24 protein-coding genes are annotated in these 23,263 nt (G+C 62.6%); 14 read left to right on the forward strand and 10 right to left on the reverse strand.

The features are described from left to right. The first annotated feature begins 54 nt into the window (after window positions 1-54). Window positions 55-951: a LysR family transcriptional regulator gene (locus tag K8374_RS00180; protein WP_224457504.1), complete on the forward strand. Its 897-nt coding sequence runs from the start codon at window positions 55-57 to the stop codon at window positions 949-951. On the opposite strand, the gene K8374_RS00185 is transcribed toward K8374_RS00180, so the two are convergent. Beyond that, the gene (locus tag K8374_RS00185) at window positions 948-1,271 is read right to left on the reverse strand and encodes a YqjD family protein (RefSeq protein ID WP_224457505.1); all 324 of its coding nucleotides are present in this window, start codon (window positions 1,269-1,271) and stop codon (window positions 948-950) included. The two genes, K8374_RS00180 and K8374_RS00185, sit on opposite strands and share 4 nt — an antisense overlap. 153 nt (window positions 1,272-1,424) lie before the next feature. On the opposite strand from K8374_RS00185, the gene K8374_RS00190 reads away from it, so the two are divergent. Further along, on the forward strand, window positions 1,425-1,640 hold the full coding sequence (locus K8374_RS00190) for a dodecin (protein WP_042121737.1): 216 nt from the start codon (window positions 1,425-1,427) through the stop codon (window positions 1,638-1,640). 106 nt (window positions 1,641-1,746) lie between these two features. Further along, a complete protein-coding gene (locus K8374_RS00195; protein ID WP_224457506.1) occupies window positions 1,747-1,968 on the forward strand; it encodes a DUF1161 domain-containing protein in 222 nt (73 codons plus the stop codon). 104 nt (window positions 1,969-2,072) lie between these two features. Here K8374_RS00195 and K8374_RS00200 read toward each other — a convergent pair whose 3' ends face one another. Beyond that, window positions 2,073-3,077 (reverse strand): LLM class flavin-dependent oxidoreductase, encoded by a 1,005-nt coding sequence (locus K8374_RS00200; protein ID WP_224457507.1) that lies wholly within the window; start codon window positions 3,075-3,077, stop codon window positions 2,073-2,075. A gap of 151 nt (window positions 3,078-3,228) precedes the next feature. Between K8374_RS00200 and K8374_RS00205 the strand changes: the two genes are divergently transcribed. Then, a complete protein-coding gene (locus K8374_RS00205; RefSeq protein ID WP_411969577.1) occupies window positions 3,229-3,654 on the forward strand; it encodes an OsmC family protein in 426 nt (141 codons plus the stop codon). 74 nt (window positions 3,655-3,728) lie between these two features. Continuing rightward, the gene (locus tag K8374_RS00210) at window positions 3,729-3,962 is read left to right on the forward strand and encodes a DUF1161 domain-containing protein (protein ID WP_224457508.1); all 234 of its coding nucleotides are present in this window, start codon (window positions 3,729-3,731) and stop codon (window positions 3,960-3,962) included. Window positions 3,963-4,038: 76 nt separating this feature from the next. On the opposite strand, the gene K8374_RS00215 is transcribed toward K8374_RS00210, so the two are convergent. Both K8374_RS00215 and K8374_RS00220 read right to left on the reverse strand, forming a co-directional pair. Then, window positions 4,039-4,452 carry a DUF2057 domain-containing protein gene (locus tag K8374_RS00215; RefSeq protein WP_224457509.1) on the reverse strand — a complete coding sequence of 138 codons (414 nt, stop codon included), beginning with the start codon at window positions 4,450-4,452 and terminating at the stop codon, window positions 4,039-4,041. A 77-nt stretch (window positions 4,453-4,529) separates the two neighbouring features. After that, a complete protein-coding gene (locus tag K8374_RS00220) occupies window positions 4,530-4,943 on the reverse strand; it encodes a hypothetical protein (RefSeq protein ID WP_084855210.1) in 414 nt (137 codons plus the stop codon). 84 nt (window positions 4,944-5,027) lie between these two features. Here K8374_RS00220 and K8374_RS00225 point away from each other — a divergent pair, with 84 nt between their 5' ends. Further along, window positions 5,028-6,101, forward strand: a complete 1,074-nt coding sequence (locus K8374_RS00225; protein ID WP_224459394.1) for an aminopeptidase — start codon at window positions 5,028-5,030, stop codon at window positions 6,099-6,101. A 77-nt stretch (window positions 6,102-6,178) separates the two neighbouring features. On the opposite strand, the gene K8374_RS00230 is transcribed toward K8374_RS00225, so the two are convergent. Beyond that, window positions 6,179-6,829: an HAD family hydrolase gene (locus K8374_RS00230; RefSeq protein WP_224457510.1), complete on the reverse strand. Its 651-nt coding sequence runs from the start codon at window positions 6,827-6,829 to the stop codon at window positions 6,179-6,181. Between the two features lie 133 nt (window positions 6,830-6,962). Further along, window positions 6,963-7,505 (reverse strand): gamma carbonic anhydrase family protein, encoded by a 543-nt coding sequence (locus tag K8374_RS00235; RefSeq protein WP_224457511.1) that lies wholly within the window; start codon window positions 7,503-7,505, stop codon window positions 6,963-6,965. A gap of 103 nt (window positions 7,506-7,608) precedes the next feature. Here K8374_RS00235 and prlC point away from each other — a divergent pair, with 103 nt between their 5' ends. From prlC to K8374_RS00265, 6 genes are all read left to right on the forward strand, one after another. After that, on the forward strand, window positions 7,609-9,660 hold the full coding sequence (gene prlC / locus K8374_RS00240; RefSeq protein ID WP_224457512.1) for an oligopeptidase A: 2,052 nt from the start codon (window positions 7,609-7,611) through the stop codon (window positions 9,658-9,660). After that, complete coding sequence (locus K8374_RS00245) at window positions 9,657-9,938, forward strand: YheV family putative zinc ribbon protein (RefSeq protein ID WP_224457513.1); 282 nt, start codon at window positions 9,657-9,659, stop codon at window positions 9,936-9,938. The genes prlC and K8374_RS00245 overlap by 4 nt, the downstream gene beginning before the upstream one ends. A gap of 116 nt (window positions 9,939-10,054) precedes the next feature. Then, complete coding sequence (locus K8374_RS00250) at window positions 10,055-12,055, forward strand: M3 family metallopeptidase (protein ID WP_224457514.1); 2,001 nt, start codon at window positions 10,055-10,057, stop codon at window positions 12,053-12,055. Window positions 12,056-12,135: 80 nt separating this feature from the next. After that, window positions 12,136-13,194, forward strand: coding sequence for a PA0069 family radical SAM protein (locus tag K8374_RS00255; protein ID WP_224457515.1), 1,059 nt, complete (start codon window positions 12,136-12,138; stop codon window positions 13,192-13,194). A gap of 318 nt (window positions 13,195-13,512) precedes the next feature. After that, entirely contained in the window at window positions 13,513-14,232 is a 720-nt protein-coding gene (locus tag K8374_RS00260; RefSeq protein WP_196145159.1) for a carbonic anhydrase, read from the forward strand. Window positions 14,233-14,417: 185 nt separating this feature from the next. Beyond that, window positions 14,418-15,947, forward strand: a complete 1,530-nt coding sequence (locus tag K8374_RS00265) for a SulP family inorganic anion transporter (protein ID WP_224457516.1) — start codon at window positions 14,418-14,420, stop codon at window positions 15,945-15,947. Window positions 15,948-15,995: 48 nt separating this feature from the next. Here the strand turns inward: K8374_RS00265 and K8374_RS00270 are convergent, their stop codons facing one another. The 4 genes from K8374_RS00270 to K8374_RS00285 all read right to left on the reverse strand — a co-directional run bounded on the left by K8374_RS00270 (window position 15,996) and on the right by K8374_RS00285 (window position 20,112). Next, window positions 15,996-17,588 carry a M48 family metallopeptidase gene (locus K8374_RS00270; RefSeq protein WP_224457517.1) on the reverse strand — a complete coding sequence of 531 codons (1,593 nt, stop codon included), beginning with the start codon at window positions 17,586-17,588 and terminating at the stop codon, window positions 15,996-15,998. Beyond that, window positions 17,585-17,944 carry a hypothetical protein gene (locus K8374_RS00275; RefSeq protein ID WP_224457518.1) on the reverse strand — a complete coding sequence of 120 codons (360 nt, stop codon included), beginning with the start codon at window positions 17,942-17,944 and terminating at the stop codon, window positions 17,585-17,587. Before K8374_RS00275 ends, K8374_RS00270 begins: the two co-directional genes overlap by 4 nt. 34 nt (window positions 17,945-17,978) lie before the next feature. After that, on the reverse strand, window positions 17,979-19,322 hold the full coding sequence (locus K8374_RS00280) for a CHASE2 domain-containing protein (RefSeq protein ID WP_224457519.1): 1,344 nt from the start codon (window positions 19,320-19,322) through the stop codon (window positions 17,979-17,981). Between the two features lie 148 nt (window positions 19,323-19,470). Next, complete coding sequence (locus K8374_RS00285) at window positions 19,471-20,112, reverse strand: hypothetical protein (protein WP_224457520.1); 642 nt, start codon at window positions 20,110-20,112, stop codon at window positions 19,471-19,473. Between the two features lie 376 nt (window positions 20,113-20,488). Between K8374_RS00285 and coxB the strand changes: the two genes are divergently transcribed. Continuing rightward, window positions 20,489-21,616, forward strand: coding sequence for a cytochrome c oxidase subunit II (gene coxB, locus K8374_RS00290; protein WP_224457521.1), 1,128 nt, complete (start codon window positions 20,489-20,491; stop codon window positions 21,614-21,616). A gap of 52 nt (window positions 21,617-21,668) precedes the next feature. After that, window positions 21,669-23,258 carry a cytochrome c oxidase subunit I gene (ctaD, locus tag K8374_RS00295; RefSeq protein ID WP_224457522.1) on the forward strand — a complete coding sequence of 530 codons (1,590 nt, stop codon included), beginning with the start codon at window positions 21,669-21,671 and terminating at the stop codon, window positions 23,256-23,258. Window positions 23,259-23,263 lie beyond the last annotated feature (5 nt).

The following is a 23,263-nucleotide window of genomic DNA, read 5'->3' on the forward strand; positions in this document are numbered from 1 at the left end:
GGCCGGCTGAAAACCGATAAGATTGCGATAATTTGTCAGAAAAACTCACACATCATGCGCCAGGACCTCCCTCCCCTCAATGCCTTGCGTGCCTTCGAGGCCACTGCCCGGCTCAACAGTGTCAGCCAGGCGGCTGAAGTTCTGCATGTGACCCATGGGGCCGTGAGCCGGCAGTTGAAGGTGCTCGAGGAGCACCTTGGCGTGGCCTTGTTCGTCAAGGACGGGCGTGGCATCAAACTCACAGATGCCGGTGTGCGGCTGCGCGATGCCAGTTCCGACGCGTTCGACCGCCTGCGCAGCGTGTGTGCCGAACTCAGCCACGACGTCAGCGAGGCGCCTTTCGTCCTGGGCTGCTCCGGCAGCCTGCTGGCGCGCTGGTTCATCCCCCGGCTCGGCCGATTGAACGCGGACCTGCCGCAGCTGCGCCTACACCTGTCGGCGGGCGAAGGCGACCTGGACCCGCGCCGCCCGGGGCTGGATGCGCTGCTGGTGTACGCCGAGCCGCCGTGGCCGGCGGACATGCAGGTGCACGTGCTGGCCGAGGAGTGCATCGGCCCAGTGCTGAGCCCACACTTTCCTGGGTTCGAGCGGTTGCGAGAGGCGCCGGCCCAAGCCTTGCTCGACGAGGCTTTGCTGCACACCACGTCGCGCCCGCAAGCCTGGCCTACCTGGGCCGCGCAGCATGGGCTCGAGCCGTCGGCGTTGGCCTTCGGCCAGGCGTTCGAACATTTGTATTACCTGCTGGAGGCGGCGGTGGCTGGCCTGGGTGTGGCCATCGCCCCGCAACCATTGGTGGCGGACGACCTGCGCGCCGGGCGCCTGAGCGCGCCCTGGGGCTTCTCGCCGACCCGTGCCGCATTGGCCCTATGGGTGCCCCGGCGCGCCGCGGACGGGCGCGCCGAGCAGTTGGCGCAATGGCTGCGCAACGAGCTGGAACGACAAACGGCCTAGCTGCGCTTGCACATCAACCAGGCGGCCAGCAGGCCGAGAGCGCCGATGGCGACGCCGGCGGTGGTCCAGGGGTGTTCCTGGGCATAGTCGCGGGTGGCGATGCCGGTCTGGCGGGTGCGGGTCTTCACTTCCTCGTAGGCATCGCCGAGCAGGGTGCGCGAATGCTTGAGTGCATTCTCGGCGTTGCTGCGGATCGCCTTCATGGATTTCTGCGACTCTTCCGAGGCATCGTGCTTGAGGTGTTCGAGGGTCTTGAGCAGGCTTTCGATCTCCGCTTCCATGCTTTCCAGCGACGCTTTACGCAGCGAGTTATAGGCCATGATGACTCTCCTTCGCGGTGGTTGGGCTGTAACGGGTGCGACTGTGCAGCGCAGCGAAAGTGCGATCGAACTTTGCGCCGGGGCGATGGTTCGCAGGTAAACCGGGCCTACGCTGCTAGGCTCAATCCCACACGCCAACCAAGGAGAGCGCTCATGTCCGATCATCACACCTACAAGAAAATCGAACTGGTCGGTTCCTCGCCTACCAGCATCGAGGACGCGATCAACAATGCCCTGGCCGAAGCCGGCAAGAGTATCAAGCACCTGGAATGGTTCGAGGTGGTCGATACCCGTGGCCATATCCGCGACAACAAGGCGGCGCACTTCCAAGTCACGCTGAAGGTCGGCTTCCGTATCGCCAACAGTTGAAACAAGGCCGGGCTGGCCTGGCCCGGCGAGATGGGGTAAAGGTTTGTGGGTGCCAGTCCTGGATTGGCGCCCTGTACTTTTTTGATCTGAACAAGGAAAGCGATCGATGAAGAAACTGCTGTGGGCGATGGGCCTGATGGCGCTGGCGGGTAGCGTGCTGGCGGCGGGCAAGCCGTGCGAAGAACTCAAGGCCGAGATCGATGCCAAGCTCCAGGCCAAGGGCGTTACCGGCTATGTGCTGGAGGTCGTCGACAAGGGGGCCGGAGGTGGCAAGGTGATCGGCAGTTGCGAGGGCGGTACCAAGGAGATCGTGTACCGCCGCGAGTAATCGGTGACGCCTGGAGCCCAAATGGCGTGGCAAGCTGCGTATCGGCGTTGCGCACTCCTGAGCGGCCTTGTGCCGCGAAACGAGGGCGAAGTCCTCGCCTGGGCTCACTCGGCCTTGAGTGCCTGCGCCAACAGTTCATACGACCGTACCCGGTCCGCATGCTCGTACAGGTCGCAGGTGAATATCAGTTCATCCGCCCCGGTCTGCTCCAGCAGCACCTCGACCTTGGCCCGTACCTTCTGCGGGCTGCCGATCATCGCCAAGCCCAGGAAGCTACCCACCGCATCGCGTTCATGGGGCAGCCACAGGCCGTCCATGCTCGGCACCGGTGGGCGCTGCATCAGGCTCTGGCCACGAATCAGTGCCAGGATGCGCTGGTACACCGAGGTCGCCAGGTATTCGGCCTTTTCGTCGGTTTCTGCCACGACCATGGGCACGCCGAGCATCACGTAGGGCTTGTCCAGTACCGTGGAAGGCTTGAAGTGGTCGCGGTAGATGCGGATCGCCTCGTGCATATAGCGCGGGGCGAAATGCGAGGCGAAGGCATAGGGCAACCCGCGCATGCCCGCCAGCTGGGCGCTGAACAGGCTGGAGCCGAGCAGCCAGAGCGGCACGTCGGTGTCGTGGCCTGGCACCGCAATGACCTTCTGGTCCGGCGTGCGTGGGCCCAGGTAGCGGGACAGCTCTTCGACGTCGTCCGGGAAGTCGTCGGCGCTGCCGGAGCGTTCGCGACGCAAGGCGCGGGCCGTCATCTGGTCGGAGCCCGGTGCGCGACCCAGGCCCAGGTCGATACGCCCAGGGTAGAGGCTTGCCAGTGTGCCGAACTGCTCGGCGATTACCAGGGGCGCATGGTTGGGCAGCATCACGCCGCCAGCGCCGATGCGGATGCGCGAGGTGCCACCTGCCAGGTACCCAATCAACACGGCTGTGGCCGAGCTGGCGATGCCGTCCATGTTGTGGTGCTCGGCCACCCAGAAACGGTTGTAGCCGAACCGCTCGACCGCCTGGGCCAGGTCCAGGGAGTTGCGCAGGGCCTGGGCAGGGCCGCCATCGGCGCGTACCGGCACCAGGTCGAGGGTGGATATCTTCAAGTCACGCAGGTGCGTCATGGGTGCCTCCGCAGAAAGGTTGGCCGTGGGGCCTTGGGTGCTCTGTATGGGCACTTTTCGGGGTTTCAATGCTAGGCGTCAGATTTAGCTGAACTTGCTGTAAGCCTGAACCTCAGAACCCATAAGTACCCACCCTACGACAGGAGGCAACATGAAAAAGACAGCATCGGCGATCTGGCAAGGCGGGTTGAAGGATGGCAAGGGATCGCTCTCCACGGAAAGCGGTGCGCTCAAGCAGAACCCCTATGGCTTCAACACCCGCTTCGAAGGCTCGCCAGGCACCAACCCGGAAGAGCTGATCGGCGCGGCCCATGCCGGCTGCTTTTCCATGGCACTGTCGATGATGCTCGGCGAGGCGGGCCTGACCCCCGAGCGTATCGACACCATTGCCGAGGTCAGCCTGGACAAGCAGCCGGACGGTTTTGCCATTACGGCCGTGCACCTGACCCTCAAGGCCAAAGTACCTGGGGCGAGCGATGCGCAGTTCCAGGAAATCGCCAACAAGGCCAAAGCCGGCTGCCCGGTGTCGAAGGTGCTGAACGCGACGATTACCTTGGACGCCACCCTGCTTTCCTAGGCGGCGCAACAGGAGCGGTTTCCTGTAGTCTAATGGGCGTTGGCAGCCCGACTGCCTTTGTCAGGAGCCGTTCCATGATCCGCGTAGCAACCGCCGTGCTGGTCTCCTTGCTGGCGACGGCTGTCATGGCCGCGCCCAAGCCGTGCGAGGAACTCAAGGCCGAAATCGAGGCGAAGATCCAGGCTGCGGGGGTGACGTCCTATACCCTGGAGATCGTGCCCAACAGCGAAGTCCGCGACCAGAACATGATCGTCGGCAGCTGCGAGGGTGGCACCAAGAAGATCATCTACCAGAAGAACGACCAGTGACCCGAGCCTGTTTTATCGACGGTAGACCCCGCTCCCATTGGTTCTTGGGAGTGGGTATGGCCATGAAGGCTGCCGCTCACGGAATGCAGAACACCTGGCTCGGCTCGTTCACCACCACCTTGCGGCTGGCATCGAACAGCAACACCTGCGGTTGCATCACCGGTGCCCGCGCCTCCAGGCGATAGCGCTCGCCTGCCTTGAAGTCATCGAAGCGTACGGTGAGGTAGCAAGTGCGCTCGGTAGGGTCGGTGCTGAATCCGCCCGAATACACTTCGTAGTCGAAGCGCACCACTAGCTCGTGCCGACCTGGGGTGACCTGGAAGTAGCGGCCATCCTCCAGCCGCTGGCCGTCCAGGCGGTCGGCCATGATGGTTCTGCCAGGGGTGATGGTGTAGAGGTCGACCCAGGCCTGCTTGGGATCGACGGGCGGCAAGGGGCTGGCGCAAGCCCCCAGTGCACTGAGGGCGATCAGCATCATGGGCTGGCGCATGGCGAAACTCCCGCTCGCGGTTTACAGGCTTTAAGCATAGCGCCGTCAGGCCCACACTGTCGTCAAACTCTTGGGTTTCAGGTGCGCTGGCAACCGGCTGGCATCCCCTGCCCTACCAGCTTCTGCTGCTGGTCGTAGAGTTTGACCCAGGGGCGGAAACCGATGCTGCCGGCCTGCAGCTGGTAGCGTTGGCCGGCACTGAAATCCTTGAACGTCAGGTTCAGCTGACAGTCGCGCCACAGCGGCTCATCCACTGGGCCGATATTGCTCGGCGCCACCGCGAACTGGTAGCGCACGGTGAGCTCGTGGTTGCCGGGCTGGACTTCGAAATAGCGTTTGTCGGCCCAGTCGCGTTCGTCCACCTGCACGGCATGCAGTGAGGTGTTGTCGTAGGGCGCGAGGTCGACCCAGGCCTGGTTGGGGTCCGGGTCGGGCAGCGTGGAGCAACCGGACAGCAGCACGAGCGTGCCGACGGCAATCAGTGAACGCATGGCGAAACTCCCCCCTGGCGAGATAGTCTTGGACCGCACTGGCCGTGAGCGAGATAGACAGCCCTGATGTTTCGACTTTTTCTTTTGCAGTGCTCAAGCCATGGGCCTCTCGACCGCGTTTTCTGGCGTTTGGTTCCCGTGCTGGCGGCCTTCCTGCTGAACGGTTGCTCCAGCATCGGCTACTACGGTCAGTTGGCCGAGGGGCAATGGCAACTGTTGCGGGCGCGACAACCTGTGGCGCAGTTGCTGGACGACCCTTCCCTAGGCGATCCATTGCGCCAGCGCCTGGAGCATGCCGAACAAGCCCGGCAATTCGCCAGCGAGCGATTGAAGCTGCCGGACAATCGCAGCTATCGGGTCTATGCCGATCTAGGGCGGCCCTACGTGGTATGGAATGTCTTTGCGACACCTGAGCTCTCGTTGCAGCCGGTCACCCATTGCTTCCCGATCGCCGGTTGCGTGGCCTACCGGGGCTATTACCGGCAAGGCGCCGCCCGGGGCGCAGCAGCGTTGATGCGCCAGGAGGGGATGGACGTGTATGTCGGGGGCGTGGAGGCCTATTCGACGCTGGGCTGGTTCGACGATCCGATCCTTTCTTCGATGGTTGCCTGGGGCGATGAACGCCTGGCCGCGGTGATCTTCCATGAGCTGGCGCACCAGCGCGTCTATGTGCAGGACGACACCGAATTCAATGAGTCGTTCGCCACCTTCGTGGAGCAGGAAGGCTCGCGGCAATGGCGCGTGGCGCGCGGGCTTCCAGCGATTCGGGATGACGCGGCGCGCCAGCGCGAGCAGTTCGTTCGGCTGGTGCTGGACAGCCGTTCGCGCCTGCAGGCGATCTATGCCGGGCCGTTGAACGAGGCTGGCAAGCGGGCGGCCAAGCAGGTGGAATTCGAGCGTTTGCGGCGCGAGTATCGGCAACTGCGCGATGGGCCGTGGAAGGGTGACGGGCGCTACGATGCCTGGATGTACGGGCCGATGAACAACGCCAAGCTGCTGCCGTTTGGGTTGTATGACCAGTGGGTGCCGGCGTTTGCGGTGTTGTTCAGGGACGTGAAAGGCGATTGGGGCGAGTTCTACCGGCGGGTCGAGGCGCTGGGGCGGTTGCCGGCTTCGGCGCGCAAGGCCGAGTTGGCGAGGTTGGCTGGCCAGGGGTGAAGGGGCCGCTTTGCGGCCCAGATCGCGGGACAAGCCCGCTCCTACAGGGGCTGTGCAGCAGCCCCAAGACAAAAGGGTCAGGCCCGGAAAAACGCCTGGTGCAATTGTGCCAAGGTGTCGAAATGGAAGGCCGGCGCTTCGGCCATCAGCTCTTCGCGGCTGCCGAATCCATAGCCCACCGCCACCGCCTGCAGCCCATTACTGCGCGCGCCGATCAGGTCATGCTTGCGATCACCGATCATCAAGGTCTGCGCCGGGTCCAGCCCTTCTTCGTCCAGCAGGTGGCGGATCAACTCGACCTTGTTGGTCCGGGTGCCATCCAGTTCGCTGCCGTAGATCACCTTGAAATGGTGATCGAAAGCGAAGTGCCGGGCGATCTCGCGGGCGAACTCCCAGGGTTTGGAGGTGGCGATGTACAGCGTGCGGCCTTGGCCATTCAGCGCCTCGAGCAGCTCCGGCACACCGTCGAACACCAGGTTCTCGTACAGGCCGGTGACGCTGAAGCGCTCGCGGTAGAAGTTCACCGCGTCCCAGGCCTTGGCCTCGTCGAAGTGGTAGAACTGCATGAAGGCCTGCAGCAAGGGTGGGCCGATGAAGTGCTCGAGGCGGGCCAGGTCCGGCTCGTCGATACCCAGTTTGGCCAGGGCGTACTGGATCGAACGGGTGATGCCCAGGCGCGGGTCGGTCAGGGTGCCGTCGAGGTCGAAGAGGATGTTCTGCTGGTGCATGGTGTTCTCGGTATCTATGAGCCGTTGCGCATTGTGTGCGGGCTTGTCCCGCGATGGCGCCCATACAGGCAATGGGGTTTATGCTGCTGGCGCTATCGCGTGACAAGCCCGCTCCTACAGGTGCGAGAGGTGGCTATCGGTCGTAGCCTTCGGCCAGGTGCTGGTCCTTGAGCTTGACGTAGTTGGCGGCGCTATAGGGGAAAAACGCACGTTCCTTGTCGGTCAATGGGCGGGCCTGCTTCACCGGGCTGCCCACGTACAGGTAGCCACTTTCCAGGCGCTTGCCAGGCGGCACCAGGCTGCCGGCGCCGATGATCACTTCGTCCTCGACCACCGCGCCATCCATGATGGTGCTGCCCATGCCGACCAGAATGCGGCTGCCCAGTGTACAGCCGTGCAACATGACTTTGTGACCGATGGTCACATCGTCGCCGATCAACAACGGGAAGCCCTCCGGATTGAACGGCCCGGCATGGGTGATGTGCAGCACGCTGCCATCCTGCACGCTGGTGCGGGCGCCGATGCGGATACGGTGCATGTCGCCGCGCACCACGGTCAGCGGCCAGACCGAGCTGTCCTCGCCGATCTCCACGTCTCCCAGCACCACCGCCGAACAGTCGACGAAAACCCGTGGTCCAACTTTGGGAGTGTGTTGCTGAAAGCTTCGAATGGCCATGATAGCGCCCCTCTTGAATGCCGATAGGCGGGCTGCCTGCTGCGGTCGGCGTCGATTGTAATTAAGATGGTCCCGTGTTTCCTCCTGCCAAGGTATCTAAACCGTGAGTGCGAACAACCCGCTTCTGCAGTCCTACGATCTGCCGCCCTTCTCGGCGATCCGTGCCGAACATGTGCTGCCGGCGATCGAGCAGATCCTGGCCGACAACCGCAAAGCCATTGCAACGATCCTCGAACAGCAAGGCAAGAACCCGACCTGGGCCGGCCTGGTGCTGGCCATGGATGAACTCAACGACCGCCTGGGCGCGGCCTGGAGCCCGGTCAGCCACCTCAATGCGGTGTGCAACAGCAAGGAACTGCGCGAGGCCTATGAGTCCTGCCTGCCTGCCCTGAGCGCCTATTCCACCGAACTGGGGCAGAACCGCCAGCTGTTCGAAGCCTACCAGGCCTTGGCCAGCAGCCCGGAAGCCGCCGGTTTCGACGCCGCCCAGAAGACCATCATCGACCATGCCCTGCGTGACTTCCGCCTGTCGGGTATCGACCTGCCAGCCGATAAGCAACAGCGCTATGCCGAAGTGCAAAGCCGCCTGAGCGAATTGGGCAGCCGTTTCTCCAATCAGTTGCTCGATGCCACCCAGGCCTGGACCAAGCACGTCACCGACGAAGCGCAACTCGACGGCCTGACCGACTCGGCCAAGGCGCAGATGGCCGCCGCCGCCCAGGCCAAGGGCCTGGAAGGCTGGCTGATCACCCTGGAGTTCCCCAGCTACTACGCGGTGATGACCTACGCCAGCGACCGTGCCCTGCGCGAAGAGCTCTACGCCGCCTACTGCACCCGCGCCTCCGACCAAGGCCCGAACGCCGGCCAGTTCGACAACGGCCCGGTGATGAGCGAAATCCTCGACCTGCGCCAGGAGCTGGCTGAGCTGCTGGGCTTCAAGAACTACGCCGAGCTGAGCCTGGCCACCAAGATGGCCGAGTCCAGCGACCAGGTGCTGAGCTTCCTGCGTGACCTGGCCAAGCGCAGCAAGCCATTCGCCGCCAAGGACCTGGAGCAGCTCAAGGCCTATGCCGCCGAGCAAGGCTGCCCGGAGCTTTGCAGCTGGGACGCCGGCTACTACGGCGAAAAATTGCGCGAGCAGCGCTACAGCGTGTCGCAAGAGGCCCTGCGGGCCTACTTCCCGATCGACAAGGTGCTGTCGGGGCTGTTCTCCATCGTCCAGCGCCTGTACGGCATCGAGATTGCCGAACTCAAGGGCTTCGACACCTGGCACCCGGACGTGCGCCTGTTCGAGATCAAGGAAAACGGCCAGCATGTGGGCCGCTTCTTCTTCGACCTGTATGCCCGCGCCAACAAGCGCGGCGGTGCGTGGATGGACGGGGCCCGCGATCGTCGGCGCACGGCAGCCGGAGCCCTGCAAAGCCCGGTGGCGAACCTGGTGTGCAACTTCACTCCGGCCGCACCCGGCAAGCCTGCGCTGCTGACCCACGATGAAGTCACCACCCTGTTCCACGAGTTCGGGCACGGCCTGCACCACCTGCTCACCCGCATCGAGCATGCCGGCGTTTCCGGCATCAACGGTGTGGCCTGGGATGCCGTGGAGCTGCCGAGCCAGTTCATGGAGAACTGGTGCTGGGAGCCGGAAGGCCTGGCATTGATTTCCGGCCACTACGAGACCGGCGAACCCCTGCCCCAAGACCTGCTGGACAAGATGCTGGCGGCCAAGAACTTCCAGTCGGGCATGATGATGGTGCGCCAGCTGGAATTCTCGCTGTTCGACTTCGAACTGCATGCCAACCATGGCGATGGCCGCAGCGTGCTGCAGGTGCTCGAAGGGGTGCGCGACGAGGTGTCGGTGATGCGTCCACCGGCCTACAACCGCTTCCCCAACAGCTTCGCCCACATCTTCGCCGGCGGTTATGCGGCGGGCTACTACAGCTACAAGTGGGCTGAAGTGCTCTCGGCCGATGCCTTCTCGCGCTTCGAGGAAGAAGGCGTGCTCAATGCCGAGACCGGCCGTGCCTTCCGCGAAGCGATCCTGGCCCGTGGCGGTTCCCGCGAGCCGATGGTGCTGTTCGTCGATTTCCGCGGTCGCGAGCCTGCCATCGATGCATTGCTGCGCCATAGTGGCCTGACCGAGGACGCGGCGGCATGAGCGAGGTACCTGTGACCAAGACCAAGAAGCGCTTCATCGCCGGGGCCGTGTGCCCGGCGTGCAGCGAGCCCGACAAGCTGATGATGTGGAACGAGGACGGCGTACCGCACCGTGAGTGCGTGGCCTGCGGGTTCACCGATACCCTGAACGAGCAAGGGCTTTCGGTACCCAAGGAGCTGGGCACCCGGGTCAACCATCTGGCGCCCAAAGCGGCGCCGGCCCAGGTGCAGACGGTGCAGTTCTTCCCCAACCCCAAGCTGAAGAAACCGGCCGAGTAAAGGCCGTCGCGCCGTCGAAGGCGTGTTCCTGAAGGCGCAGGTGGTAGATATCCGACCACCTGCGCTGCTGCTTGCGCTCCATGCTCGCGTTGGTCATCAACCGGCAGGAGCCACCCATGCAGCAGCCGCACAATCCATTACTCAATGACAACCGCGCACCCATCGATTACGACAGTGTGACGCTCGAACACGTGAAGTCGGCTTTCGATACGGTGATCGATAACTACGAGGCGGGCCTTCGACAGGTCATCGACAGCCAACAGGCGCAGCCCAGTTGGTATGGCCTGGTCCTGGCGATGGACAACGTGATCGCAGACGTACAGGCGGTAGCCTATGCAACCTTGCCTCTGGCCTATAAAGGCGAGCCGTGGCGCACGGTGATCTGGGATAACCTTGCCCGCGTGCAGGACCTATTCAGGGAAAACCGTAGGAACGAACCCCTGCATGCGCTCTATGAGCGCCTCGCCAGCAATAACCCCGGCCTGGATGTTTATGAGCGGGCCACCTTGGACAAGGTTCTTCAGGAGTATCGCTTGGCAGGCGTGCATTTGGACGAGACGCAACTCGCCAAGCTGCAGCAACTGGAGGACGAGATCCTCGAGCATCGATACGGATTCTTCGAAACGCTCGAGGAAACCATCGAGCGATCGAGCATCGATATCACGGACGAAGCACGCCTGGCAGGCGTGCCACAGGACCTGCGCGACCTGATGGCCGAGGAAGCCACGAAGGCAGGGCTGACAGGTTGGCGAATCTTGTGCAATGCACGGCACTGTAACGCCATTCTCGAATTCGCCGACGATCGGGGCCTGCGCAAGGAGGTCTATGCGGCTTATCACTCTCGGGGTGCGCACGAGGATCCGGAGAAGGACAACGGTAATCATCTGCAGCAGCTTGCACTGCTACGTGAACATAAAGCCCAGTTGATCGGCGGTTGCAGCTACCCGCAACTGATCTTGCAAGGCAAGGCCGCAGAAAGCGTGGAATCCGTGCAGCAGCTGCTCCATACCTTGGCCTGGAAGATCCGGCCAGCCATGCTCAAGGCCCGGCTCGAGATCCAGCGCCTGGCTCAGAAACACGCACTGGGCGATGCCCAGCCTTGGGACATCAAGTACCTGCGGGCACGTGAACAGACCATGAGCAGCGACGCACTGCGCGAATACTTCACCTTGGACAACGCGGTGCAAGCGTTGGCCGACCTCGCCCAACGCGTGTTTGGCCTGACGTTTGTGCCGGAAACGTCGAAATGGCATGACAGCGTGAAGAGTTTTTCGGTGCGCCAGGGCGATGAGGTGGCCGGCTATCTGTACCTGGATGTCGTCCAGTACCCGGGCAAGGGCAGGGTTGTTCATACCACTGCCGTGCGCCATCGGCGATGGGATGCGCACGGACGTGTACATCCGGCTTCGGTGAACATGTTCAGCGATGGAGCGCCGGGGCAGGATGGGGTCCCCTCGCTGCTCGACCATTTGGCATTGCGCAAACTGTTCCATGAGTTCGGCCATGCCCTGCACGTTTTGCTGATGCCTGCCACCAACCACCTGTTGTCCGACCCGAACCGGGCCGGCTCGGACAGCCAGGAGTTCTACGCCAAGTTTCTTGAGCGCTGGTTGTGGAGTGCCGAATATCTGGTGGGTATCTCTGCCCATTACCAGACCGGTGAACCACTCACCCAGGTGCAGGCCGAATCGGTATTGGCCGATCTGCGCACGGCACAGCTCGACAGGTGCGCCCTTGACCTCAGCATGGCCTTGTTCGATCTGGAGCTGCATACCTCGCCCGATGATGGCAAAAGCCTGCAGCAGCGCTTGCTCGAGTGTCGCGAACGCTGCGGTTGCTGGCCATTGGCGAGCTTCGAGAAACCGGCGCATGCGCTCGATCATCTGGTGTCTGGCTATGAGGCCGGCTACTACAGCTATATCTGGGGTGAAGTGCATGCCATCGATGTGTTCTCTCACTTCGAGCAATGGGGTTTGTTCGATGAGCGGGCGGGCAAGCGCTTCCGGGCGGCGTTCGCAGATTGGGCGAACGCCAAGTCGATACCCGAGGGGATCCAGGATTTCTTCGAGCGACCGATGCAGGCGGACGCGTTCCTGCGCTGGTATGGCCTGAGCTGAGTTCAAGCGCCTGACCAAAGGCGCTGGCTCCCATCCAAGTCTGCGATTACTGTATATGGATACAGTCATTGGAGCCTGCGATGTTCCCTCCAGCGCCGCAAAAAGGCCGTGGCACGACCTGCAACCCGCATAATCGCTTTGCCCCTAACCACTCGGTTGCGCAAGACGATGGCTGGTACCAGGAAGTGCCCCCGACCCAGGGTACCGAAATACGGGTCGAGGTCGCCAAGAGCATCATCACGCGCAACGCCTCGCCCGACCTCCCCTTCGACCGCTCCATCAACCCCTACCGAGGTTGCGAGCATGGCTGCATCTACTGCTACGCTCGCCCCAGTCATGCCTACTGGGACCTCTCTCCCGGCCTGGACTTCGAGACCAAGCTGATCGCCAAGACCAACGCCGCCGAGGTGCTCGAACAACAGTTGCGCAAGCCAGGCTACGTCTGTGCGCCCATCAACCTGGGCTCGAACACCGACCCCTACCAGCCCATCGAACGGGAGCAACAGCTGACCCGGCGTCTGCTGGAAGTCCTGCTGCGCTTTCGTCACCCGGTCACCATCGTCACCAAAGGTTCGCTGGTCCTGCGCGACCTCGATCTGTTGGCCGAAATGGCCAGCCAGCGGCTGGCCCGGGTGATGATCAGCCTGACCACGCTGGACGACGATCTCAAGCGCACCCTGGAGCCGCGGGCCGCATCGCCCAAGGCGCGGCTGCGGGCCATTCGGGTGTTGCGCGAGGCAGGCGTGCCGGTGGGCGTGCTGTGTTCGCCGATGATCCCGATGATCAACGACAGCGAACTGGAGCACTTGCTGGAGGCGGCCAGGCAAGCCGGCGCGCAGAGTGCGGCCTACATGATGCTGCGTCTGCCGCTGGAGGTTGCGCCGCTGTTCGAGCAATGGTTGCACGATCACTACCCGCAACGGGCTGCCCATGTGCTCAGCCTGATTCGTCAGAGCCGAGGGGGTGAGTTGTACGACAGTCGCTTTGGTTCGAGGATGCGCGGCGAAGGGGTCTTCGCCGAGCTCCTGGCGCAGCGGTTCGCCAAGGCCATGCGCCGGTTGGGGTTCGAGGGACGGGAGGCGCAAGCGCTGGATTGCACCGCATTCTGCCCGCCGGGTGGGCAGATGGCGTTGTTCTGAGTGGTTGGGGTCGCGTTGAACGGCATAGCAGCCCGACAGGTCAAAAAGCCATCCCTAGTCTGGCTCATGGCAACCGATATTTTTCTTCCAGGCTATTGGCGGTTGATGCTTTTTTGCTATTATCGATTTCCCGCCTTTAGAAGCTGGAACGCCCGTTCTAGAGCCTTCAAATTCAGTTTCAGTTAAGTTTTCCACGGTAGCGTGAGCCCACAAGAGATTGTGATGAATGGCCCGTGCCCGGCATCTAACGCCCTGCATAACCAGAATCTTTACCCGGTAAACTGGAACTTACCCTACACACCGTCAAGAGGATGAATCATGCCCGTCAAGGACCCATCCAAGGTCGTCCCGGCTGCACCCGCCGAAAGTGCCGATGCTGCCCTGAAGCATATCGTCGACGGCTTCCTGCGGTTTCACCATGATGTCTTCCCCGAACAGCAGGAACTGTTCAAGAAGCTTGCCACCGCGCAGACACCGCGCGCCATGTTCATCACGTGCGCCGACTCGCGCATCGTCCCCGAACTGATTACCCAAAGTTCTCCCGGCGACCTGTTCGTGACCCGTAACGTAGGTAACGTCGTACCGCCCTATGGGCAGATGAACGGCGGTGTATCCACGGCCATCGAGTACGCCGTGCTGGCCTTGGGCGTGCACCACATCATTGTCTGCGGCCATTCCGATTGCGGCGCCATGCGAGCAGTGCTCAACCCCAACTCGCTGGAGAAGATGCCCACGGTCAAGGCCTGGCTGCGCCACGCGGAAGTCGCCCGCACCGTGGTCGAGGACAACTGCTCCTGCGGCAGCGAGCACGAGAGCATGCAGGTGCTGACCAAGGAAAACGTCATCGCCCAGTTGCATCACCTGCGCACCCACCCCTCGGTCGCCTCGCGCCTGGCGGCTGGCCAGTTGTTCATCCATGGCTGGGTCTACGACATCGAGACCAGCCAGATCGAAGCCTATGACGCCGCCAGCGACAGCTTCCTGCCGCTGACCGCCGACCAGCCGATCCCCTGCGCTACACCGAGAGGCCGCTACTAAGCGGCCCATACCTCGCAGTAATTTTTCGCCGACCGGCCGTACCCGTTGAGGGTGTGGCCAGTTGTCGGCTGCCTTGAATTCCCCTGACTGCCTTGCTGGTTCGCCGGCGGCCCGCGCCTGCGCGTGTGTCGGGGTTCCCTGTGCCTGCGGCTGGCGGACTGGCCGCGTATCGAGAAAGGAGCTTCATGGTGAACAAGACACAGATCAAAGCGGCCCTGCCGCGTGAGTTGTTGGCATCGGTAGTGGTCTTTTTGGTGGCCCTGCCCTTGTGCATGGGCATTGCGATCGCTTCGGGCATGCCACCGGCCAAGGGGCTGATCACGGGTATCATCGGTGGCCTCGTGGTCGGCTTCCTCGCTGGCTCGCCCTTGCAGGTCAGCGGCCCTGCCGCGGGCCTGGCGGTGCTGGTGTTCGAGCTGGTGCGCCAGCATGGCATGGCCATGTTGGGCCCGATCCTCTTGCTCGCTGGCCTGTTGCAGCTATTGGCCGGGCGCCTGCGCCTGGGCTGTTGGTTCCGCGTCACTGCCCCTGCCGTGGTGTACGGGATGCTCGCCGGAATCGGCGTGCTGATCGTGTTGTCCCAGGTGCATGTGATGTTCGACAGCGCGCCCCAGCCGTCTGGGGTGCAGAACCTGCTGGGCTTCCCGGCGACGGTGGCTGCCGCCCTGCCATTGGAAAGTGCGGGCAATGGCTGGCAGGCCGGCGCCCTGGGCCTTGGGACCATCGCCTTGATGTGGGCCTGGGAGCGCTGGCGCCCGCAGCGCTTGCGCTTCATTCCCGGTGCCTTGCTGGGTGTGGCGGCGATGACCGCCGTCAGCCTGTGGCTGGCCCTGCCGGTGAACCGTGTACAGGTACCGGCAGACCTGTCCGAAGCCATCGACTGGCTGCGCCCGGACGACCTGCTCAAGCTGGCCGACCCCGCCCTGCTGGTCGCCGCCTTCGCCCTGGCCTTCATCGCCAGCGCCGAAACCTTGCTCTCGGCCGCTGCGGTGGACCGCATGCACAGTGGCCAGCGCTCGGACTTTGACCGTGAACTGTCGGCCCAGGGGCTGGGCAACATGCTCTGCGGTGTGCTGGGTGCGTTACCGATGACCGGTGTGATCGTGCGCAGCTCGGCCAACGTCCAGGCCGGCGCCCAGACGCGTTGGTCGGCGATTTTCCATGGCGTGTGGCTGCTGGCGTTCGTGGTGGCGCTCAGCAGCGTGCTGCAGCAGATTCCCGTGGCCAGCCTGGCCGGCGTGCTGGTGTATACCGGCGTCAAGCTGGTGGATTTCAAGGCGTTCCGCGGGTTGGGCCGGTACGGCCGCATGCCGATGTTCACCTATGCCGCCACGGCGCTGGCGATCATCCTCACCGACCTGCTGACCGGCGTGCTGCTCGGGTTCGCTCTGACCTTGCTGAAACTGGCGCTCAAGGCGGCGCGGCTGAAGATCAACCTGGCCACCCTGCAAGAGCCAGGGCACATGGAACTGCGGCTCAGTGGCGCCGCGACCTTCCTCAAGGTGCCGGCGTTGACCCAGGTGCTGGAGAGCGTGCCGCAAGGGACCACACTGCACGTGCCGTTGAACAACCTCAGTTACATCGACCACTCCTGCCTGGAACTGCTCGAGGACTGGGGGCGCAGCAATGCGGCCAAGGGGTCGCGGCTGTTGATCGAGCAGCGCGGGCTCAAGCGCAGGGTCGAAGGGCGCCTGCGCTCGGCCGTGTCGGTGTGAACGAGCAGTGTGGCGCTATGATCGGAAGGATCGGTGCCAGATAAGCGTTCAAGCGGGCTGCGGTACTAACTTGCGGCAGCTTTCCTTGCGGCTGGGGTATTGCTGACACTTTTGCATGATCTGCTTCACCCTGTCGTCGGCCTTGAGCTGCCGGTTAGCCAGCAGCTTCTCGGTGATGAACAGCTCTTCCGACCCCAGGTTGCGCTCGGCCTTGTCGATCATCGTCAGTGCTGCCTGCGGGTCGCCACGCTTGAGGTGGTAGCCGATCATCAGGTCATAGATCGAGGGGCCGGCAAGCGACCAGTCCTGGATCGATTCAAGGTCAGCGAACGCTGCACGGCCGTTGCCTTGTGCCAAGTGCAGGGTGAACGCCGCCCGGCGGATGCCTGGCTGGTTGCCGACGGGCGATGCCAGTGCCCTGGCCACGAAGACACTCGCCTCCTGCTGCTTGTTCTGCTCGAGTGCCGTGGTTGCCGCATAGGCGTCCTTGTAGCCTTGCAGTGCCAGGCGTACCGATGGCTCGTCGCGAACCTGCGGCCAACTGCGTCGATCTACTCGTACTCGTGCTTTTTGACGGTATTCGCGTCTTAAATAGTGACGTAGCTCCTCATCGCGCTGCAGCGGGGACATGTGCGAGCGAGTGAGGTATTGGCCGGTAGCGGCGATGGTAGTGCCGAGCCCTTGGTTGAGCAGGGTTTGCAACTCTTGGCTGAAGCGATTGAGGTCTAACTGCTTGAGCGAGTCCTGCATGGCGTTCTGGCGCTCTTTCAGGAAACCGGTCAGCAATGGCTTCTGTTTGCCCTGGAAGTCGTTCAGGCGTTGCAGGCTCACGCTCGAAGCGCGGGGTGCATAGCCGGCGCGAACCATCAGGTCGGAGCCGAGCAAGTCGGCCTGGTCTTCCTGAGCTCGCCCCCAGGCGGTGCTCCAGACATTGTCCGAGAAGCTGTTGGCCAGGGCGGTGTAGAGCACGGTATTGCCGATGGTCTTCTGGGTGCCCAGCGGATCCTTGCTGATCAGCTTGAGTGCGCCACTGCTGCGGTCTACGCCCGTATTCCTGGCAACGGCCGCGATCACCACAGTGGTGGCGATGTTGGTCATCAGCTCCTTTTGTTGTTGGAAGGCCGCCAGGCGGTCATGATGACGCAACAACACGTGGCTCATTTCGTGGCCCAACATAGCCGCGATCTCGTCTTCGCTTTCGACATTATCGAGCATGCCCAGTGGCACGAAGATATTGCCGTAGGGGTCAGCCGAAGGCCCGAAGGTATAGCTGTCGACGATACGTACCCGAAGGGCCGGTGCCTCCCCTGGCCAGCCTTTGGCAAGGCGCGTGACAATGCCCTGCAGGTAAGCCTCGAGTTTGGGAATGCGTACCTGGTTCTGTTGGTTGACCTCGTCGGCCCGGATCGTGCGGCCATCGAAACTCAGGCGCAGCTGGTTGGCGTGTTGTGGGTCCAGGCGGTAATACTGTCGTACCTCGGCCTGTTCGAAGTAGCGGCCCTGCAGACGTGACTGGGTGGATGGGCCCACAAGGTTCAATACCGCATCGCTGGCACCATTGAATGTCTGGCAACCGCCGAGCAAGGCTGCTGCAGCCAATAGCAGGACACGCTTGGCGCCCTTGGCGAGTGCTCCGCTCACTTGCTGCACCCCGAGCCGAAACCGATGGTGGAGTTGTTCTGGTGATCGTCCGCTTGGCTGCTGGACAGTTTCTGGCACGGTAGCTTGACCACATTCAGCGGCGGGGACACGCGTACATCCATGGTGTCCAGCCAGACCTTCTGTCCCGCCAGTTCGACCTGTACCAAGTCCAGTTCCTTGTTGTACTGCAGCACCGGCAGTGTTTTCGGCAGGCCGTTGCGTGCCACCTCGCGCTGCGACCTACCCTGGTCATCCAGGACGGTAACCGGGTCGGCAAGGAATGCATCCACGATCGGGGATGCCAGAAGGCTCTGGCTGAACAGCGCTGATATCAGGAAAAGGGAAATCTTGTTCATCTCTGGTCTCCTTGAGTAGCCAATTCAGGTTTGCTCACGCCTTGTCCTCCAACAGGGTCTGGACCCTGGTTTTGAACAACGTAAGGGAAAGCAGCAGCAGACCGAGCACATTGGCGGGTGTGAAATTCCATCGCCAGAGCGCCGCACTCAGGCCAAGCACAAGCGCGAGCACCACGCCCCAGGCTGCGAGCGGTTGCAGCAACAGGCGGCGTCGGCTTCCGGTTTGCGAGGTGGTCAACACCGGGCTTTCCAGGCGCCCCTTGAGGCTGGCGATGAGCGCCAGCAACAACAACTCGCCTACATCCAGCACGTCCACCGAGCCGGTGCCGGGCACACCCAGCTCGGCCAGGCTCTGCGTCGATCGGTAATAGCCCATGCCCCAATTGATCAGGTTGTCCAAGGCCATCGCATGGACATACACGCCGGCTATCTTGCCGTGCAGCGGTGAGAGCGTGACGTCACCGGTTCCGGCGATACGGGCACCTACCAGCACCAACTTGCCGGTCAGTAGTTGCTTGAGCAGCGCTTGGTCGTCGGCGTCCGTCGCTTCAAGATCGCTGGCAGACAATGTCAGGCTATAGGCGCAGTTCGCCTGAGCCTGGCTGCCAAGCTTCCAGAACACCGCGTGTAACAACTGGTCGGCCAGGCCAGGGAAGGAGCATTCGCTGATATCCGAAACCTTTGCCTGCGACGGCGACTGCTTCAGCCCCCACTGCACGGCCATGTCGGGCAAGCGTGCCGCAGCAATAGCATCGGCCGGCAACGGTGCGCAGGCATGGTGGTGGCAATATTCGCGGTAAAGCTGCAGGGCCGGTGTCTCCAGAACGCCGACCGCGGTGGGCACAGCTAAGGGATATTGGTTGCCATGGCCGCTCCAGCTCACCAAGGCGGGTTCGCTGACCTCGGCAAACCGTGGCAAGGCGTTGACCGCACCTTGGGTGTCTGCGGAAAAACCGGTATTGGCCAGGAAAAGAGGAATGCCTTGATGCCGGTAACGCTCCAAGACGTTGGCCAGCAATTGGCTTTCCATCCGTGGAGCCTGACCGGGGGTTTCCCGGGAATGATCATGGCTATACAGCAGGTCGATAAACACTGCGCCAGGCTTGTAGGCGAGCAGGCGTTTGAACAGTTTGCTCTGCTCGCTGTAAGGCAATGGCCAATAGGTCTGGTTGCGCTGCAGGTAAGCGTCGTCGATTAGAATGACGACCACCTGTTGCTGGCCTTTTTCTGCGTACCAACTGGCCAACAGCCGGTTCAACCAACGGGAAGACGCATCATCCGTGGCGCTGGCCAGGCCGAAGGGATCGAGGAGGGCGATGAGGACGACTGCAAGGCCAAAGAGCAATTGGCGCAGGACCAAGGGCGATAACGTGAGCATCCATGTCTCAGGCAATTGAATGGTGCCATTTTGCCATCACTTCTCAGTGGCATGAAAGTGCCATCAGTCTGGTCTTGACGGCCCCGTCCCTGGGCCGAGGATTTAAGGGCTACAGGCCACGCCCGGTCCGTGACCCGTACATGTCATTTCAAGCCAGTTGGCCGAGCTCCACGCCCAGTTGACGGGATAGGCATGGCCAGCGCTTCCAGGCGGCGCCGGTCTCGGGGCTGCAGAGTTTCTCCCGGTAGGCTTCCACCGACTCGACGGCGAAGCTTTCGTCGTCAAGCATTTGGTCCACCGAGTGGTGCACCACTTCATCGAGCTGGTTGGCGAAGGTTTCGCCGATCAGCTGATGGGCGATCAGGTTGGCCACGGTCGTATCCACCGGGATCAGCGGCTGCTGGAAGTGGCGGATGTACAGGTCGTTGACTTCTTCGACCAGGCGATGGGCCAGGTAGGCTTCGTCCAGCAGGCAATCCAGGCCGACATGGCCTTGCATGACGCTGGGCGGTTGCAGGAAATAGGTTTCGGCGATTTTCAGCACGGGCTTGATCTGTGACTCGATGCCAGCTTCGCGGGCCACGTCATGGGCGGCCTCCAGCAGCTCCGGAACCTGGTCGATGTAGGCGCTGACGAAACGCGCCAAGGTACCCTGGGCATCCTGCTCGGGCAGATGGATCGAAGGATGCAGATGCGGCAGTTGTTGTTCCAGACGCTGTTTCAGTTGGCCGGTCTGGCCCTCGTGTTGATGGGCGTGGGTGATCTGCTCGCGGACAGCAGCGATGTTCATGACAACTCCAGGGACAAGGCGTTACAAACGGAAGACACTAAATTAGCTCGGTTGTGAGAATGCCTAAGACGCATTTGTTATAACCCTGAGGCACGTTTGCCAGTGTGGTTATATCAATGTGCCATCATTTTGCTCCGCCCCAGTAACCATAAGGCTTTCAAACGATTGCGTGAATCGATGAAGTTGATTTCATGGCGGTCGTTGCGTGCCGTTGGTCGCTGTCTATACTCCCGGTGAACGTGATTCGTTGATGAGGCCCGACTGCCGTTTGCAGGGGCTCGGTCGTCGAAGTCAGGCAGTCTTGGCCACCCACCCCTCCTTAGCCGTAAGGTCGTCCACGCCTCCGGGACAACAAGAACGATAAGGGGAACCCGCAATGATGCGACATCCACATGTCTGGATGGGCCTCCTGTTGTGGTTGGTGTTTGGCCAGGCCCATGCCGCCTGGACCGTGAACATGGCACCGGGGGCGACGGACGTTTCCAACGCCGTGTTCGACCTGCACATGACCATCTTCTGGATCTGCGTGGTCATCGGCATCGTCGTGTTCGGTGCGATGTTCTGGTCGATGGTCATCCACCGCCGCTCCACGGGCCAGGAGCCTGCGCATTTCCACGAGCACACCTGGGTGGAAATCCTCTGGACCGTGGTTCCCTTCCTGATTCTCGTGGCCATGGCCATTCCGGCCACCAAGACCCTCATCGACATCTACGATGCCAGCGAGTCGGACATCGATATCCAGGTTACCGGCTACCAGTGGAAGTGGCACTACAAGTACCTGGGCCAGGACGTGGAGTTCTTCAGCAACCTGGCCACGCCCACCGAACAGATCCATAACAAGGCCCCCAAGGACGAGCACTACCTGCTCGAAGTCGACCAGCCGCTGGTACTGCCGGTCGGCGCCAAGGTGCGTTTCCTGGTGACCGCCGCCGATGTCATCCACTCCTGGTGGGTGCCGGCTTTCGCGGTCAAGCGTGACGCTATCCCCGGCTTCGTCAACGAGGCCTGGACGCGTATCGAGAAGCCCGGCATCTACCGCGGCCAGTGCACCGAGCTGTGCGGCAAGGACCACGGTTTCATGCCGGTGGTGGTCGAGGTCAAGTCCAAGGCCGACTACGACACCTGGCTCGGCGAGCGCAAGGCCGAGGCGGCCAAGCTCAAGGAGCTGACCAGCAAGGAGTGGACCCTTGAAGAGCTGGTCGAACGAGGCGACAAGGTCTACCACACCACCTGCGTGTCCTGTCACCAGGCCGAAGGCCAGGGCCTGCCACCGATGTTCCCGGCGCTCAAGGGCTCGAAGATCGCCACCGGGCCCAAGGAAGACCACCTGAGCGTGGTGTTCCATGGCCGGCCCGGCACTGCCATGGCCGCATTCGGCAAGCAGCTGTCGGAAGTCGACATCGCCGCCGTGGTGACCTACGAGCGCAACGCCTGGGGCAACAACAAGGGTGACATGGTCACGCCGAAGGACGTGCTGGCGCTCAAGCAGGCAGAAGGCCAATGAACCGGGCCGAAGGGTGTTCCCACGCCAGCCACCGGATTGCAGGAGACAGGACATGAGTGCAGTGATCGACGACCACGCCCAAGGCCACGACCATGCCCACGGCCCGGCCAAGGGCTTGATGCGCTGGGTGCTGACCACCAACCATAAGGACATCGGCACGATGTACCTGTGGTTCGCCTTCACCATGTTCCTGCTTGGCGGCTCCTTCGCCATGGTGATCCGTGCCGAGCTGTTCCAGCCCGGGCTGCAGATCGTGGAACCAGCGTTCTTCAACCAGATGACCACCATGCACGGCCTGATCATGGTGTTCGGTGCCGTGATGCCGGCCTTCGTCGGCCTCGCCAACTGGATGATCCCGCTGATGATCGGCGCGCCGGACATGGCCCTGCCACGGATGAACAACTTCAGCTTCTGGTTGCTGCCGGCGGCCTTCCTGCTGCTGGTCTCGACCCTGTTCAGCCCCGGCGGCGGGCCGAACTTCGGCTGGACCTTCTACGCCCCGCTGTCGACCACCTATGCTCCGGCCAGCGTGACCTTCTTCATATTCGCCATCCACCTGATGGGCATCAGCTCGATCATGGGCGCCATCAACGTGATCGCCACTGTACTCAACCTGCGCGCACCTGGCATGACCTTGATGAAGATGCCGCTGTTCGTCTGGACCTGGCTGATCACCGCGTTCCTGTTGATCGCGGTGATGCCGGTGCTGGCCGGCGTGGTGACCATGATGTTGATGGACATCCATTTCGGCACCAGCTTCTTCAGCGCGGCCGGGGGCGGTGACCCGGTGTTGTTCCAGCATGTGTTCTGGTTCTTCGGTCACCCCGAGGTGTACATCATGATCCTGCCGGCGTTCGGTGCGGTCAGCTCGATCATTCCGGCGTTCTCGCGCAAGCCGCTGTTCGGCTACACCTCGATGGTCTATGCCACCGGCGCCATTGCCTTCCTGTCGTTCATCGTCTGGGCTCACCACATGTTCGTGGTCGGCATTCCGGTGGTGGGCGAGCTGTTCTTCATGTACGCCACCATGCTGATCGCCGTACCTACAGGGGTGAAGGTGTTCAACTGGGTCAGCACCATGTGGCAGGGCTCGCTGACCTTCGAGGCGCCGATGCTGTTCGCCATCGCCTTCGTCATCCTGTTCACCATCGGTGGGTTCTCCGGCCTGATGCTGGCCATCGCCCCGGCGGACTTCCAATACCACGACACCTATTTCGTGGTCGCCCACTTCCACTACGTGCTGGTGCCGGGGGCGATCTTCGGCATCTTCGCCTCGGCCTACTACTGGTTGCCGAAATGGACCGGGCACATGTACGACGAAACCCTGGCCAAGCTGCATTTCTGGCTGTCGTTCATCGGCATGAACCTGGCCTTCTTCCCCATGCACTTCGTGGGGCTGGCCGGCATGCCGAGGCGCATTCCGGACTACAACCTGCAGTTCGCCGACTTCAACATGGTGTCCTCGATCGGTGCCTTCATGTTCGGCGCCACGCAGATCTTCTTCCTGTTCATCGTCATCAAGTGCATCCGCGGTGGCGCGCCGGCACCGGCCAAGCCCTGGGATGGCGCCGACGGGCTGGAATGGTCGGTGCCTTCGCCGGCGCCCTACCACACCTTCCAGACCCCGCCGGAAGTGAAGTAGGGCCC

The organism is Pseudomonas sp. p1(2021b), assembly GCF_020151015.1.
Lineage (GTDB): Bacteria > Pseudomonadota > Gammaproteobacteria > Pseudomonadales > Pseudomonadaceae > Aquipseudomonas > Aquipseudomonas putida_K.